Here is a 14,810-nt window from a genome sequence, read left to right as displayed (position 1 = left end):
GGTGGCAATTGCATTATTTCTGACTCAGTTTAATTAACCGTAGAGTTGAGAATAAACGCATTTTATCATTATCATTCAAATTCATCTGATGCACGATATCCATAAAACGTGGCCGTTCGCTCTGTTCAATGGTTTGACCGGAAGCCAGTAGCGAATAAATTTCTGCGATCAATTGCTTACTTAAATTGGCGATTTCAGGCCGGATTTTATCTAGGCTGCGTAGTTCCCATCCCTTTGCCGGTTTAGATAACCACTCGGCCCGATAACGATATTGAATCGCCTTAGCCGCATCCATCGAAGCGATAAAGAAGGGTTTAATCGATTCAGGATCAATCCCCTTTCTTTCAGCCTCATCCATCACCTGCTGCAATACCCGTTTTTCCTGCGCTAAATCTTCAATGGGCAGATGATGGGCGGCCTTATAGCCCGCGACATCTTTCATATAAGATAAACGCTGATCAATCAGCGAAAATACGCCATCTGGCCCGGCAGCACTGGCTGTAAACATCGTCATACAACATCCGAAAAAAACACAAAAGCGTAATATTCCCTGCATATTAATATCCCTATCTAAACAAGCACCGAAATAAGGATCTACGTTATCAGGACATAAACTGAAATGGCAACCCTCTCCGGCTCAACCTGCGCGAAATACCCCATTGAGGGAATACGACAATAGCCGTCTGGATTCACAGGGCATTTTGCCGCATTATGTGATGTAGCCTAAATCCGAGGTTCCATACAACTTTTGGGTTTACCCGCACTCATTTGCCCATAATTTTGTAGAGGCCATTGTTATTTATGTCAGATAGCCCGGAAAATCCCCCAATTAGCCTCTATGGCATTAAAAATTGCGACACGATTAAAAAGGCCCGCCGCTGGCTGGAAGACAACGCGATTCCCTATAGGTTTCACGATTACCGCGTTGACGGATTAACCGATACGCTTTTGCAAGGTTTTATCGAACATTTAGGCTGGGAATCCCTGCTGAATACTCGCGGCACCACCTGGCGTAAACTGGATGAAGCGCAGCGCGCCGCCGTGGTCGATGCGCATACCGCCAAGGCTCTAATGCTGGAACAACCGGCAATCATTAAACGCCCGGTGCTGGAAGCGGCAAACGGCGGCATTTTGCTCGGTTTCAAACCTGAGAGCTATCAACAGTTTTTTGCAGAGGTGCGTTAAGATGAGCTGCCCCGTTATTGAACTTGCCCAACAGTTAATCCGTCGCCCCTCTCTCAGCCCAGAAGATGCCGGTTGTCAGGAGATGATGATCCAGCGCCTACAGGCGATTGGTTTTACCGTCGAACCGATGAATTTTGGCGATACGCTAAATTTCTGGGCGTGGCGCGGTGAAGGCGAAACCCTGGCTTTTGCCGGCCATACCGATGTGGTGCCCACCGGCGATGAAAGCCATTGGACTAATCCGCCGTTCGATCCGGTCATTCGGGACGGTATGCTTTATGGCCGTGGTGCTGCCGACATGAAAGGTTCACTCGCCGCAATGGTAGTGGCCGCTGAGCGTTTCGTCGCCGCTAATCCGAATCATAAAGGGCGTCTGGCCTTTATGATCACCTCCGATGAAGAAGCGAAGGCGATTAACGGCACGGTGAAAGTGGTCAACACGCTGATGGCACGTAACGAGCGGCTGGACTATTGTCTGGTTGGTGAACCATCCAGCACTGAACGCGTCGGTGACGTGGTGAAAAATGGCCGCCGCGGGTCAATCACCGCCAATCTGCGTATTCATGGCGTTCAAGGTCACGTCGCTTATCCTCATCTGGCGGATAATCCGGTGCATCGCGCGATGCCTGCATTGCAGGAACTGGTTACCACTCAATGGGATGAAGGCAACGAATTCTTCCCGGCGACCAGTATGCAAATTGCCAACGTGCAAGCGGGAACCGGCAGCAACAACGTTATCCCAGGCGAACTTTACGTTCAGTTTAACTTCCGTTTCAGCACCGAATTGACCGATGCGCTCATCCGGCAGCGTGTCGAAGCTTTGCTGGAGCGCCATCAACTCAATTACAGCATCGATTGGGTGCTTTCCGGTCAGCCGTTCCTGACCGCACGCGGAGCTTTAGTGGATGCGGTGGTGAACGCGGTAGAGTTGTATAATGAGGTGACGCCTCAACTATTGACCACCGGCGGCACCTCCGATGGGCGTTTTATCGCACTGATGGGCGCACAGGTGGTTGAACTAGGCCCGGTTAACGCCACTATTCACAAAGTAAATGAATGCGTTAACGCGGCTGATTTGCAGTTACTTAGCCGCATGTATCAACGCATTATGGAGCAATTGATCGCATGATGACCCCGGAAATGCTGACCGGCAAAACCTGTGAGCATCTGGTTCCGCTCAGTGGGAATCACCGTCTGCAACCTCAGGCCGTAAAAGCGTTTCTCGCTATGCAGCAGGCGGCTAAAGACGCTGGTCTGAATCTGCAACCCGCTAGTACCTTTCGGGATTTTGAACGACAATTAGCAATCTGGAATGGTAAATTCCGCGGTGAGCGGCCAGTATTAGATCACAACAGCCAGCCGCTGGATATTTCAGGAATGAGTGCGGGCGAACGCTGTGAGGCCATTCTGCGCTGGTCAGCATTACCGGGTGCCAGTCGTCATCACTGGGGCAGCGATTTGGATATTTACGATCCGACCCTGCTGCCCGAAGGGGAAAAACTACAGTTAGAGCCTTGGGAATATGAAGCTGGCGGATATTTTTATTCTTTAACCCAATGGCTTAGCGCCAATATGGCCAATTTTGGCTTCTATCGCCCCTTCGTTGAAGACAGCGGCGGCGTAGCGGTAGAGCCATGGCATTTAAGCTACCGACCATTGGCGGACCAGGCTGAGCATTTACTCACGCCAGAACTGCTGCTTGAAGCCTGGCAACAACAGGACGTTGCCGGTATTGAGTGGCTTGCCAGCCATTTACCACTGGTATTCTCGCGTTTCATATCCACAACCAAAGGAGTGCGCCCATGCAATGGTTAGCAGATTACTGGTGGATTGTACTGATCCTGCTGGTAGGGATTATTTTGAATGGGATCAAAGAGCTGCGTCGGCTCGACCATAAGAAGTTTTTGAGCAATAAGCCGGAGTTACCGCCACACCGAGATAATAATGCTCAATGGGACGACGACGATGACTGGCCGGATAATAAGAACAAAAAGTAGCCTGCGATCATTCTTTATATAGGATAAAACAGCTAGCGTTCTGATTATTAAGCATAAAAAAGGGCAAGCGCGATATTCTCAGACGCTTGCCCTATTTTTTTGGCAGCTTATCGGAAAGCGATGAGTTCACCGCGTTTACCGGACAAAGCCTCATCCCAATAATGCTGGGGCACATAGTAACGCAGGCGTTCCAGTGCGGAATCCATCATGCCCTGATTAATCGCATGGCCATTATCTTCCTCCAAATCTAGCGTGACATCTGCGCCTAAAGTGGCTAAACGAGTCGCCGCCGCTTTACTTTGTTCAACGTTGATAACATTGTCATCTTCGCCGTGAATCAGATGGATAACCGTATCTTTTGGCGCCTGCTCCGGCAAGGTAGCAAAACGTCCACTAAATGCCACTACTCTCCCAGCCAGTTGAGGTTCCGCTTTAACCGCTTCGAGGGACATAATTGACCCTTGAGAAAAACCGACCAGCGCCGTGGCCTGCGCGCCCAGTCCGCTTTGTTGCTGCCAGTGGCGTACCACCGCGACAAACTGCGGTAAAACTTCATCAATACGTGCCTGCCGGTTATCTTCCGTTATACCCTGCACGGAAAACCATTGGCGTCCATTAACCAGGCCGCTGGCGAAAGGTCCGCCGATACTGACCACCAGCGCCTGCGGGAATTCTTTAGCAAAATAGCTGCCGATCTGCCCCATATTGACTGGATTATCTCCTACACCGTGAAAGAGCAAAATCAGCTGCTCAGCCGGTGTCGCGGGGCTTTGTACAACGAAATGCTCGTGGTTCATAGGATACTCCTTAATTCAATAAATACTGGCTCTACGCCCCTGTATTCAGGTAGCGATAGAAATACTATACGCCGCTGCGACGAGATGAATATCGGGTTTTCTTGAATGAGTTATTCCATTTATTGCAATGATGGGAATGGCATGGCGCTCTGATAACGCCCGCAGGTGAATCTAGCTCTGGCTCGCCGGACTAAGATCAAAACCTACTCCCCCTTTACCCTTTCCTGCCACCGGCCCGTCAACGCCACATCCCATTCACTCAATCCAAGCGCAGTTTCTTCCCGCCAACGGGCAACCAGCGCTTTTCGTCCGCTAAGTTTCAGGTTTTGGCTAATCTCCGCAGTAGACACCCCTTCCTGTAAATATTGTCGCAATGCCGGTAGCGGCAAAATACTGTGCAGTAACAATCGGTTCAACGCCGCCAGACTGGCTTCTATCGGGCGGAAACCAAAGGCAAATCCAGCCAGTTCCTGCCAGTCATTTTCATCGAGAGCCGTATCTGCGCAATCGGGGAAAGGCAACGTCAAATCTATCCAACGACGCAACCAGCGCCAGTCGCGAGCCAGTTGCTCCTTTGCCGCCAAACATAGTGCTACCGCGTCAGATGTTAACGGTAAAATTCCCATTGCTGCGTAGCAACCGCTGCTTGCCTCTTTATGGCTACCGATTCTCACCAGTTCAAAACCGCAGGACTGCCAGAATTGCCATAAATCCTCGGTAAAACCAAAACTGACGGAGAGAAAATCCACACCTTGATCTTTTGCCCGCCGAGTTTCTTCAGCGATAATTTGTCGCGCAATGCCCTCACGCCGCCGTTGCGCCAGCACTGCCACCCGACTCACCCGACGAGAACGCAGCGTCGGCGCCCACCACAGTCCTCCGTGAGCCGCCAGAGACTGCGCTACCAAGCTGCCTCGCGGCCTACGCCGTCCCGCCCAAACTTCCCAAGCTAATTCCGCCGTTAATCCACCTTCATCCACCAACCATAACGCGCCAATCACCTGCCCAGCACTCACCGCAGCGGAAAAATGCATTCCCGGCGCGTCCATCAAACGTCGTAAATCCAGCGGAGAAGTTCGGTAATGAGCGCTACATAACAAACCATAAAACTCGGCTAAAAGATCGGGATCGTTGAGCCAATCCTGCTGCTGGCAACGACGGATCGTTACCAAACCGGCTGAGTCAGTGGCGATCGGATCGGTAAACAGCAACGCGCGGTCCAAACAATTTTCTAACGGATCGTTATTTGCCCAACGAATAGGATCTTTTAAAGTGAAACCTTGCCAGTGAGGTAACGACGCGCAGAACTTCAGCAAAAATCCACGTCCAGTACCTTCATAACCCTGTACGGTACTGATCAATAATACACGTGGGAAATGAACTAACATGGCGGATAGCTGCGGCGTCGGGATCGCAGCGGCCTCATCGACAATCAGCCAGTCTGCGTCATGATTGGCTTCAGTTTCAAGGTGTTGCAATAATGCATCCGGAGCCCAGAATTGTGCTTTTCTATCGCCGCAGTGATTGAGTATTTCAGTGGCTGACCGAGTCGGCCCCGTAACCCAACAGGCACCTGGCCACTGGTTTACCAGCATTCCAGCCAGCGTCGATTTGCCACGGCCACGAGGCGCGGTCACAACCCAAATATCAGCCTCAGAACGCAACAGCGCATACAAAATCGCCCGCTGCTCTTGAGTAGGCGCGCCCGTTGCCGGTTGCCAGGTTGCACGCTTGGCAAACTGCGGCGGTTGAGCCACCTGATGTTGCCGCCACACTATGGTTTCCGCATCAGCCAACATATGCCGTTGCAAATGACGAATGAAATTCGGCGTGGCAATCGGCTGCGTAAGCTCGCTCCAGCGCAGGCTGTCTTCATCCGGCTGCATTGGCCAGTTTTCCCACTCTGGCACCAGCAAAACCAACCAGCTTCCCGCCTGCAACGTTCCAGCCAAAATCGCCAACGCATCGATATTCAACCCTTGGGTAGCATCGAAAAAGCCGTGCAGGCGTTCCTGTCCCAATAAGGTTTTTGCCGATAATGGAGCAATCATTTCAGCGGAATCCGGCCCCTGTTCAGCCAGCCAAACGCCACTGCCTAATCGCTGATACAGCGCTTTCGCCTGTTGGCGGCTCCAGTCAGCGCAACCGCTCAATACCACCAAACGGCGTATGCCCTGCTGCACCATCTGCGGCTGTAAGGCAACCAGAGTGTCAATCACGTTATTGTTTACCGATAACCAGTGACAGCAAGCCAGCGGCGATTAACGGGCCAACCGGCACACCTTTAAACAGCGCTACGCCCAATACTGTGCCGACTAATAGTCCGGCAACTACCGAAGGCTGATGCGTCATCAAAGACACCCCGCGCCCACCCAGCCAGGACACTCCGATACCGACAGCTATCGCCAGAATCGATTTCCAGTGAACAAAGGAGTTAAGTACCTCGCTGGCGCTAATTCGTCCGCTGGCGATAGGCGTCATCACACCAATAGTCAGAATCAGTATCCCTATGGTTAAACCGTATTTTTCCACTAGCGGAAAATACTGGTTCAACGGCGTAATACGGATGGCCAGCAAGGTTAAAATCGCCAGCGTTACCGTCATGTTGTGACTGATAATACCCAACGCAGCCAATCCCAGCAGGATTAGCAATGTAGGATCGAGTGTAGCCATGGTCATCCCTACCTTTTAGTCAAAGTGCAATGTAGTCAAAAAGTAAAATATTCAAAAAACAAATGCCGGTCGCTAATGCGCCGGCAAGGATCGGAGAATCATGCTGTCACGCAGCGATGAAGTATTTTAGCGGCTGGCGAAAGTGTTACAACTGTTTGGGTCACCGCTGTCAAAACCGCGCTTGAACCAAGTGTAACGTTGCTGGGATGTGCCGTGGGTAAAGCTATCCGGCACCACTCGCCCCTGACTCTTTTGCTGAAGACGATCGTCGCCGATGGCCTGCGCAGCATTGAGAGCTTCCTGTAAATCACCCTCTTCCAGTACCTGTTGCTCATCCATCGCTTTGCCCCACACGCCGGCAAAACAATCGGCCTGGAGTTCCATCTTCACGGAAAGGCGGTTAGCTTCAACCTGAGAGGCTCCCTGCTGTTGCTGGCGTACTTTGGCATCAATCCCTAACAAATGTTGAACGTGATGCCCTACTTCATGAGCAATAACATAAGCCTGAGCAAAATCACCGCCAGCACCCAGCTTATTTTTCATCTCTTCGTAGAACGATAAGTCGATATATACGGTGCTGTCCGCCGGGCAATAGAATGGCCCCATAACCGATTGCCCAGTACCGCAACCGGTACGCGTTGCGCCGCGATACATCACCAGTTTCGGATCCTGATAGGTTTTGCCCATCTTCTGGAAAATAGGTTTCCAGGTATCTTCGGTATCGGCCAGCACAACCTTGGTAAACTTGGCCATTTGCTCATCTTTCGGGCTAATTGGCGCACTGGATTGCTGGGTGGTTTGCTGCGTCGGATCGCTGCCGTTGAGCAACGGCGTGAGATCCACACCGTAATAACCGGCTACCAGCACCACAATCAGGATTACCAGCCCGCCCTTGCCTCCAATCGGTGGGCGAAAACCACCGCCGCCGCCAGATGAAGCTCCCCGACGATCTTCCACATTGTCACTTTCACGACGACCTTGCCAACGCATAGCTTTACTCCAGAACAGACTTTCCACTCATCGTAGAAAATCATATGGATGAATACCATTAAAAATAGTGTCGTAAGAAAGAAATGGCAGGATTTTAATCAAAAACACAGAAATAGAGGGGAGAAACGAACGCTCTCCCCTGATTAACGAGATTGGAAAAACAACGTAATCGATTGCGCGGTTAGTCTAATTTAACGCCGATACGGTGCGCAACTTCCTCGTAGGCTTCAATCAAACCACCCAGACTTTGACGGTAACGGTCTTTGTCCATCTTATTCAGGGTTTTCTTGTCCCACAGGCGGCTGCCATCCGGAGAGAACTCGTCGCCCAACACCACTTCGCCGTTGAACAAACCGAACTCAAGTTTGAAGTCCACCAAAATCAGACCGGCGTCGTCAAAGATTTTGCTCAGTACGTCGTTCGCTTTGTAGCTCAATTCTTTCATACGAGCCAAATGCGCTTCGCTAGCCCAGCCAAAGGTTGCACAGTAAGATTCATTGACCATTGGGTCATGCATGGCATCGTTTTTCAGAAACAAATCATACAGCGGCGGGTTCAGTTCCAGACCTTCTTCAATGCCCAGACGCTTAACCAAAGAACCGGCGGCACGGTTACGAATCACGCATTCTACGGGAATCATATCCAACTTTTTCACCAACACTTCGGTATCAGAAAGCAGGCGCTCCATTTGGGTCGGGATACCGGCTTCTTGCAGTTTGGTCATAATGAAATGGTTAAACTTGTTGTTGACCATGCCTTTACGATCGAACTGCTCAATGCGCTGACCATCCAGTGCTGACGTATCGTTACGGAACTCCAGTACCAACAGGTCAGGATTTTCGGTGGTATAGACGGTCTTCGCCTTCCCACGATACAACTCAGCTAGCTTTTGCATCTTATTACTCCAATAGTGTGACAATCTTTGATAAAGAATGACTATGTTGACAAAACTGGCATTAACAAAACGAATGTTAACAAAATTAACTTTACCTACAGAGCCGCGCCGCATCGTTCCAGCACCGCCCGATATAGCTAATAAACACAAAGACAAAAGGGGCCGAAGCCCCTTTGTTTAGTTTGCGCTCGTCTGGCTGAACGCGGCCTGCAACACCGCCACCAACGCATCGTTCTGCGATTGGCTTAAGGTATGGCCCTTAGGATCAATAAACTGCAAGCTGCTGCGGTTATCAAGATCGCCGACCTGAAGTTTGTAATCGCCTTCTTTCAGCTCCGGATCTTTCGCACCCAACGCATCCCAGCTACTGCTGCTCATAGATTTGTAGGTCACGGCCACGGTACCCTGTGGACGGCTGCGGTCGCTCACTTTCATGCCCATTTTCTCCAGCGCAGCTGGTAGACGTTCCCACAGCGTGGCGTAAGGTACACGAACGATCAGGTTCGGCAAGCCGGTATCGTCACTGCCGCTTTGAACATCCAGAGAACCCACTTTGCGAGCGGCCTGATTGTTTTCAGCGTCGGTACGGACTTTATCCAGACCTTCAATAATGGTGTTCAGCATTGCGCCGTTATAACGCTGAATAGCGCTATATTCGGTGACGGGTTTCCCCCCCTGCTGCAGTTCCAGTGATTTCACCACCAGCGACAACTGATAACCCTGCTCTACGACGCTCACCTGATAGCGGCCTTCGAACTGCACGTCTTCATCGCCGCGGCTCCACTTGATCCAGTCGGTAGTCAGCGTTTGATTCGCATCCTGACGGCTGGCAACCGGCAGATTCTTATCCTGAATCACGCGGGTGACCTGGCTCCAAAGGTTACGATTCTGCGGGCTACTTTCTAACAACAGCTTGCTGGTATCGCTAGTATATTCCGTGCGCGAACCGCTCAACAGCGCCAACGGCTGCACCGGAGGACGAATGTCCAGAGCCTTGCCGACGTTGCCAGTAGAACGAACTTCACGAATATCAAAATCACCGTTTTGCAACGGCAGAATCATACCAGCAGGTGCGTTAAGCGGCTTGAGCGCCGGCGCATCGAGATAGGCTTCATCTCCGCTAACCTGACGTTTATAGCGTTGATCCGTTGTACAAGCTGCCAGCAGCATGACCAACGAAACACCCACAACCTTTGCCACCATCGACTTTTGCAATGATATTGCCATCAAATTTCCCTAAGAGTTACAGCAAACCGGCGCTTTTCAACGCTTTTTCCACTACCAGCTTGGCAGGGTCAGTCAGCGGCGTCATCGGCAGACGCAGAGTGTCATTTGCCATCAACCCCAGCGCCTTACAGGCCCATTTCACCGGAATTGGATTTGCTTCTACAAATAAATGCTGATGCAACGGCATCAAGCGTTGATTTAAACGGCGTGCTTCAGCGAAATCGCCTGCGGCCGCCAAGGCACAAAGCTGTGCCATTTCACGGGCTGCTACGTTCGCAGTCACCGAGATAACGCCTTTACCACCCAGTTGCATAAAGTCCAACCCGCTGGCATCGTCGCCGCCTAGCAGGATGAAATCTTCATCATCAACCAGCACTTGGATCTGACTTACCCGCGATAAGTTCCCCGTGGCTTCTTTTATCGCAACAATATTCTTAATTTTAGCTAAACGTGCAACCGTTTCCGGTAACATATCGCAACCGGTACGCGAAGGCACATTATAGAGAATCTGCGGCAAATCGGTACTTTCAGCAATAGCTTTAAAATGCTGGAACAAACCTTCCTGCATCGGACGATTATAATACGGCGTAACGGTCAAACAGCCAACGACGCCCGTATTGTTAAAACGTTTAGTAAGAGAAATGGCTTCCGAGGTAGCATTTGCGCCGGTTCCTGCAATGACCGGAATACGGCCATCGGCCAGATCCAAAGTCATCATCACCACATCCGCATGCTCGTCGTGATTCAACGTTGCAGACTCACCCGTCGTGCCGACGGAGACAATAGCGGCAGTTCCACTGGCCACATGATAATCAATCAGTTTTTTAAGGCTCGCACGATCGACAGCACCTTTGTCGTCCATCGGCGTTACCAGCGCAACTATACTTCCCGTAAACATCGGCCATCTCCTCCACAAACAAGTTCCTCATGGTACTTTTGACCTCTATCCAAAAGCAAGTAAACAACTGTGTTGTAAGCGCTTGGCAGCAGGTTTTTTTTATGTTTACCATGGTAACCCCATAGAGCGACACAGGAAGAGCGACTTTGCCGCAGCTTGATGAACATTATCTGGTCATAACCGCACTGGGTGCAGACCGCCCAGGTATCGTAAACACTATCACCCGCCATGTGAGCAGTTGCGGTTGTAATATTGAAGATAGCCGCTTGGCGATGTTCGGTGAAGAGTTCACATTCATCATGTTGCTCTCCGGTAGTTGGAACGCCATCACTCTGATTGAGTCCACTTTGCCGCAGAAAGGGGCCGAGCTGGATTTACTGATTGTGATGAAACGCACTAACGCGCAGGATCAGCAAGCCATGCCTGCTACCGTCTGGGTAAAGGTTGAAGTTAAAGATTCCCCACATATTATTGAGCGATTCACTAACCTGTTCCATTGTCACAATATGAACATTGCGGAACTGGTCTCAAAAACCCAGCCGGCAGAGGGCAATAATTCGCCTTTGCTACATATTCAGATCAGCGCCCACAGCCCTGCCAGCCAAAACAGTTCTATTATTGAACAAGCTTTTCATCAGCTATGTACAGAACTCAATGCGCAGGGCAGTATTAGCGTTGTGAACTACCCACAGCATGACGACCGAATGGAGAGTTAGTAATGAGCCCATTGAAAGCCGGTGATATTGCGCCAAAATTCAGTTTGCCCGATCAAGACGGTGAGCAAATTAGTTTGGCCGACTTCCTTGGACAACGCGTATTGGTTTATTTCTACCCGAAAGCGATGACGCCGGGTTGCACCGTCCAGGCCTGTGGCCTGCGTGACAACATGGATACATTGAAAAACGCCGGTGTAGAAGTGCTAGGTATCAGTACCGATAAACCCGAGAAACTTTCTCGCTTTGCAGAAAAAGAGTTGCTGAACTTCACTTTGCTTTCTGATGAAGATCATCAGGTTGCTGAACAGTTTGGCGTGTGGGGCGAAAAGAGCTTCATGGGGAAAACCTATGACGGCATCCATCGCATCAGTTTCCTGATTGACAGCGAAGGTAAGGTCGAACACGTGTTCGATAACTTCAAAACCACCAATCACCACGATATCGTGATGGCTTACCTACAGCAAAATGCCTGATTTGTCTGCCAACAAATAGGATTCAGATAAAGTAAAAGAGCGCCCAGGCGCTCTTTTTTATGGGTAATATTGGGTATTCGCCGACATTAATCAGCGTCAGGAATAAACTCTTCTGGCCAGGCATGAATCACCGCTTTCACCAGCGTCGCTAAAGGAATCGCGAAGAATACGCCCCAAAACCCCCACATTCCGCCGAAAATAATCACGGACAGAATAATGACCAACGGATGCAGATTCACCGCTTCCGAGAACAAAATTGGCACCAGCAGGTTGCCATCCAGCCCCTGAACCACCAGATAGGCCACGATGAGCGTCCAGAAATCGGCACCGATACCCCATTGGAACAGCGCCACCAGCACCACAGGAATAGTGACAATCACCGCGCCAATATAGGGAATCAGCACCGAGAAACCCACCAAAACCGATAACAGCAGCGCGTAGCGCATATCCAGGATAAAGAACACCAGATAGGTAGCAATACCCACAATCACCATTTCCATCACTTTGCCGCGAATATAATTGGTAATCTGTTGGTTCATCTCTTTCCATACCTGCCCCGCCAGGCCACGGTTACGTGGCAATACCCGGCGCACCGCATTCAGCATCTGTTCTTTATCTTTAAGCAGGAAAAACAGCATCAGCGGCACTAAAATCAGATAGATAGCCAATGTCAGCAGGCCAACTATCGAAGCCAGCGAGAATTTAACGACCGAGTCTCCCATGCCGGAAAGCTTACCGCGCATATTTTCCGCCATCATATCCACGATGCCAGCATCCACCAGTGCCGGGTAGCGTGACGGTAGGGTCTGAGCGTACGCATTGAATTGATTCAACATTTTCGGCATATCCGAAATCAGATTAATCCCTTGCTGCCACGCGGTCGGCGCAACCACCAACACCAACAGCATGGCGATACCGCCAAACAAAATCAGCACTATACTGGCCGCCCACAGTCGCGAACAGCCGATGCGTTGCAAACGAGCCGTTGGCCACTCCAGCAAATACGCCAACACAATAGCCACCAGCAGCGGAGCTAAAATGCCGCTGAAAAAATAAAGAATGCAGAATCCGGCCAGTAAAATAACCAGCAATGCAATGACTTGTGGGTCAGTAAAACGTCGGCGATACCACTGTAATAACATCTCTAACATCAGAGATTGCTCCTTGAAAACCATGACGAACCTGCGAAATACAGGTTTCTTTTGCGGCCCTTTAAGCACAGGGGAGAGCATTAATGAGTAAAACTAAGAATATTGCTAGGCAAAAGTTCCATTGTGCTGGCGGGCTAGCTAAGATAACAGACAATCTCGACACAAAGCCAAGGACAGAGCTTTTGAGATTTCTGATCGCTTATTTGTGATCCAACACGCGTTCGTGATGATTGTACTGGAGAGCAGAGCAGGGAAGAAGAACTCTTACGCATCACAGGCGTCAAAATCGTCATTACCTCAGTAGGGGCAGTCTCGTTTATGACACGTCTGTTAAGTAAAACAGTGATCGCCACATTGCTCACTACCCTGCTCTATTCTGGGATCGCGCCCGTTTCTGCCGAAACGCCGCAGGATCTGTTACCGGATATCGGCACCACCGCCGGCGGCACTCTCAGTATTAATCAGGAGTTGGCGATGGGCGATTTTTACGTCCGCCAGATGCGTGCCAGCACGCCGCTGATCGCCGATCCACTACTGACTCAATATATCAATCAGTTGGGAAACCGACTGGTGGCCAACGCCAACTCGGTGCGCACCCCTTTTCACTTCTTTATCGTCAATAATGATCAACTGAACGCCTTTGCCTTCTTTGGCGGCAACGTGGTGCTCCACTCGGCGCTGTTTCGCTATACGGATAACGAAAGCGAACTCGCATCGGTGTTGGCCCATGAGATTTCCCATGTAACTCAACGCCATTTGGCGCGTGCGATGGAAGAACAGCAGCGAATGGCTCCGCTGACCTGGGTGGGCGTACTGGGTTCGATACTTTTGACCATGGCCAGCCCGCAGGCCGGTATGGCAGGGCTGAGCGGCACGCTGGCGGGTACCCAGCAGGGTATCATCAGCTTTACTCAGGGTAACGAACAGGAAGCTGACCGCATCGGTATCGTGGTGTTACAGCGCGCCGGCTTCGATCCGCAGGCCATGCCGAACTTTATGCAGAAACTGGCGGATCAATCACGCTATGCCTCCAAACCGCCGGAAATGCTGCTGACTCACCCCTTGCCGGATAGCCGTCTCTCCGACGCACGTAACCGCGCCAGCCAAATGAAGCCGCACCCAGTGGCCTCATCACAGGATTATCTGTTTGCCAAAGTCCGTATTCTGGGGATGTATGGTTCCACCGAGTACAGCCTTAGCTCGGATTTGCTGGACACGCTAAGCAAAGGCACCACGCGGGAACAGCTCGCGGCCAAATACGGTCAGGCAATCTTGTTCTATCAGGCTAAGAAATATGATAGCGCCCGTAATATGCTGCAGCCATTGCTGACCCAACAGCCAAACAATATCTGGTTTATCGATTTAATGACCGACATTGATTTGGGGCAGAATAAAAACGCGCAGGCGATTGCCCGGTTAGAGAAAGCCATTGCCAGCCAAAATAACGAGCCAGTCTTACAGCTTAACCTCGCCAATGCTTACGTACAGGGCGAGCAGCCAGCGGCGGCTAGCCGAATTCTGTATCGCTACACTTTCGCCCATCCGAACGATCCCAACGGCTGGGATTTGCTGGCTCAAGCCTCTGCAGCACAAGGTTTGCGAGATGAAGAACTCTCTGCGCGGGCAGAAAGTCTGGCGCTGAGTGGCAAACTACCACAGGCGATTGGCTTACTTGGCGATGCCAGCGCACGGGTAAAATTGGGCAGTCTGAAGCAGGCGCGTTACGATGCTCGCATCGACCAATTGCGCCAATTGAACGAACGTTTTCGTAAATACCAGAAATCCTGATGCGTTTAGGATGATTTTTT

The 14,810-nt window shown here is 50.9% G+C and carries 16 protein-coding genes; 7 read left to right on the top strand and 9 right to left on the bottom strand.

The features are described from left to right. Window positions 1-13: 13 nt before the first annotated feature. The gene (locus ACQ4OC_RS05465) at window positions 14-556 is read right to left on the bottom strand and encodes a chorismate mutase (RefSeq protein ID WP_064516968.1); all 543 of its coding nucleotides are present in this window, start codon (window positions 554-556) and stop codon (window positions 14-16) included. 245 nt (window positions 557-801) lie between these two features. Here ACQ4OC_RS05465 and ACQ4OC_RS05460 point away from each other — a divergent pair, with 245 nt between their 5' ends. From ACQ4OC_RS05460 to ACQ4OC_RS05445, 4 genes are read left to right on the top strand one after another with little or no spacing between them, the layout of a single operon-like run. Further along, the gene (locus ACQ4OC_RS05460; protein WP_064516966.1) at window positions 802-1,185 is read left to right on the top strand and encodes an ArsC family reductase; all 384 of its coding nucleotides are present in this window, start codon (window positions 802-804) and stop codon (window positions 1,183-1,185) included. Window position 1,186: 1 nt separating this feature from the next. Then, a complete protein-coding gene (dapE, locus tag ACQ4OC_RS05455) occupies window positions 1,187-2,314 on the top strand; it encodes a succinyl-diaminopimelate desuccinylase (RefSeq protein ID WP_064516964.1) in 1,128 nt (375 codons plus the stop codon). A gap of 11 nt (window positions 2,315-2,325) precedes the next feature. Beyond that, window positions 2,326-3,000 carry a M15 family metallopeptidase gene (locus ACQ4OC_RS05450; protein ID WP_064518487.1) on the top strand — a complete coding sequence of 225 codons (675 nt, stop codon included), beginning with the start codon at window positions 2,326-2,328 and terminating at the stop codon, window positions 2,998-3,000. Then, entirely contained in the window at window positions 2,988-3,182 is a 195-nt protein-coding gene (locus ACQ4OC_RS05445) for a YpfN family protein (RefSeq protein ID WP_064516962.1), read from the top strand. Before ACQ4OC_RS05450 ends, ACQ4OC_RS05445 begins: the two co-directional genes overlap by 13 nt. Window positions 3,183-3,289: 107 nt before the next feature. Here the strand turns inward: ACQ4OC_RS05445 and ypfH are convergent, their stop codons facing one another. The 7 genes from ypfH to dapA all read right to left on the bottom strand — a co-directional run bounded on the left by ypfH (window position 3,290) and on the right by dapA (window position 10,662). Next, a complete protein-coding gene (ypfH, locus tag ACQ4OC_RS05440; RefSeq protein ID WP_064516960.1) occupies window positions 3,290-3,979 on the bottom strand; it encodes an esterase in 690 nt (229 codons plus the stop codon). A gap of 203 nt (window positions 3,980-4,182) precedes the next feature. Continuing rightward, a complete protein-coding gene (locus tag ACQ4OC_RS05435) occupies window positions 4,183-6,198 on the bottom strand; it encodes a tRNA(Met) cytidine acetyltransferase TmcA (protein WP_064516958.1) in 2,016 nt (671 codons plus the stop codon). 1 nt (window position 6,199) lies between these two features. After that, window positions 6,200-6,652, bottom strand: a complete 453-nt coding sequence (locus ACQ4OC_RS05430; RefSeq protein WP_064518484.1) for a DUF441 domain-containing protein — start codon at window positions 6,650-6,652, stop codon at window positions 6,200-6,202. A gap of 126 nt (window positions 6,653-6,778) precedes the next feature. Then, a complete protein-coding gene (ypfJ, locus tag ACQ4OC_RS05425; protein WP_120805819.1) occupies window positions 6,779-7,642 on the bottom strand; it encodes a KPN_02809 family neutral zinc metallopeptidase in 864 nt (287 codons plus the stop codon). 181 nt (window positions 7,643-7,823) lie between these two features. Beyond that, complete coding sequence (gene purC / locus ACQ4OC_RS05420; protein WP_064516954.1) at window positions 7,824-8,537, bottom strand: phosphoribosylaminoimidazolesuccinocarboxamide synthase; 714 nt, start codon at window positions 8,535-8,537, stop codon at window positions 7,824-7,826. A 177-nt stretch (window positions 8,538-8,714) separates the two neighbouring features. Then, complete coding sequence (bamC, locus tag ACQ4OC_RS05415) at window positions 8,715-9,764, bottom strand: outer membrane protein assembly factor BamC (protein ID WP_064516952.1); 1,050 nt, start codon at window positions 9,762-9,764, stop codon at window positions 8,715-8,717. Between the two features lie 16 nt (window positions 9,765-9,780). Continuing rightward, a complete protein-coding gene (gene dapA, locus ACQ4OC_RS05410; RefSeq protein ID WP_049596881.1) occupies window positions 9,781-10,662 on the bottom strand; it encodes a 4-hydroxy-tetrahydrodipicolinate synthase in 882 nt (293 codons plus the stop codon). A 146-nt stretch (window positions 10,663-10,808) separates the two neighbouring features. Between dapA and ACQ4OC_RS05405 the strand changes: the two genes are divergently transcribed. Together ACQ4OC_RS05405 and bcp are read left to right on the top strand one after the other, a co-directional pair. After that, on the top strand, window positions 10,809-11,378 hold the full coding sequence (locus ACQ4OC_RS05405) for a glycine cleavage system transcriptional repressor (protein ID WP_064516950.1): 570 nt from the start codon (window positions 10,809-10,811) through the stop codon (window positions 11,376-11,378). Window positions 11,379-11,380: 2 nt separating this feature from the next. Beyond that, a complete protein-coding gene (gene bcp, locus ACQ4OC_RS05400; RefSeq protein ID WP_064516948.1) occupies window positions 11,381-11,851 on the top strand; it encodes a thioredoxin-dependent thiol peroxidase in 471 nt (156 codons plus the stop codon). Between the two features lie 86 nt (window positions 11,852-11,937). Here bcp and ACQ4OC_RS05395 read toward each other — a convergent pair whose 3' ends face one another. Continuing rightward, on the bottom strand, window positions 11,938-13,002 hold the full coding sequence (locus ACQ4OC_RS05395; RefSeq protein ID WP_064516946.1) for an AI-2E family transporter: 1,065 nt from the start codon (window positions 13,000-13,002) through the stop codon (window positions 11,938-11,940). Between the two features lie 318 nt (window positions 13,003-13,320). Here ACQ4OC_RS05395 and ACQ4OC_RS05390 point away from each other — a divergent pair, with 318 nt between their 5' ends. After that, window positions 13,321-14,790: a beta-barrel assembly-enhancing protease gene (locus ACQ4OC_RS05390; protein ID WP_430971006.1), complete on the top strand. Its 1,470-nt coding sequence runs from the start codon at window positions 13,321-13,323 to the stop codon at window positions 14,788-14,790. Window positions 14,791-14,810 lie beyond the last annotated feature (20 nt).

The sequence above is a fragment of the Yersinia sp. J1 genome, assembly GCF_050586585.1.
In the GTDB taxonomy this organism is placed as follows: Bacteria; Pseudomonadota; Gammaproteobacteria; order Enterobacterales; family Enterobacteriaceae; genus Yersinia; species Yersinia entomophaga.
Note: the sequence above shows the minus strand (reverse complement) of the source record. Positions and strands in the feature narration are given on the sequence as shown.

Excerpts from the sequence above, each read along its gene's own strand:
- ACQ4OC_RS05465 (WP_064516968.1), bottom strand. The coding sequence starts at position 556 with ATGCAGGGAATATTACGCTTTTGTGTTTTTTTCGGATGTTGTATGACG.
- ACQ4OC_RS05460 (WP_064516966.1), top strand. The coding sequence starts at position 802 with ATGTCAGATAGCCCGGAAAATCCCCCAATTAGCCTCTATGGCATTAAA.
- dapE (WP_064516964.1), top strand. The coding sequence starts at position 1,187 with ATGAGCTGCCCCGTTATTGAACTTGCCCAACAGTTAATCCGTCGCCCC.
- ACQ4OC_RS05450 (WP_064518487.1), top strand. The coding sequence starts at position 2,326 with ATGCTGACCGGCAAAACCTGTGAGCATCTGGTTCCGCTCAGTGGGAAT.
- ACQ4OC_RS05445 (WP_064516962.1), top strand. The coding sequence starts at position 2,988 with ATGCAATGGTTAGCAGATTACTGGTGGATTGTACTGATCCTGCTGGTA.
- ypfH (WP_064516960.1), bottom strand. The coding sequence starts at position 3,979 with ATGAACCACGAGCATTTCGTTGTACAAAGCCCCGCGACACCGGCTGAG.
- ACQ4OC_RS05430 (WP_064518484.1), bottom strand. The coding sequence starts at position 6,652 with ATGGCTACACTCGATCCTACATTGCTAATCCTGCTGGGATTGGCTGCG.
- ypfJ (WP_120805819.1), bottom strand. The coding sequence starts at position 7,642 with ATGCGTTGGCAAGGTCGTCGTGAAAGTGACAATGTGGAAGATCGTCGG.
- purC (WP_064516954.1), bottom strand. The coding sequence starts at position 8,537 with ATGCAAAAGCTAGCTGAGTTGTATCGTGGGAAGGCGAAGACCGTCTAT.
- bamC (WP_064516952.1), bottom strand. The coding sequence starts at position 9,764 with ATGGCAATATCATTGCAAAAGTCGATGGTGGCAAAGGTTGTGGGTGTT.
- dapA (WP_049596881.1), bottom strand. The coding sequence starts at position 10,662 with ATGTTTACGGGAAGTATAGTTGCGCTGGTAACGCCGATGGACGACAAA.
- bcp (WP_064516948.1), top strand. The coding sequence starts at position 11,381 with ATGAGCCCATTGAAAGCCGGTGATATTGCGCCAAAATTCAGTTTGCCC.
- ACQ4OC_RS05395 (WP_064516946.1), bottom strand. The coding sequence starts at position 13,002 with ATGTTAGAGATGTTATTACAGTGGTATCGCCGACGTTTTACTGACCCA.
- ACQ4OC_RS05390 (WP_430971006.1), top strand. The coding sequence starts at position 13,321 with ATGACACGTCTGTTAAGTAAAACAGTGATCGCCACATTGCTCACTACC.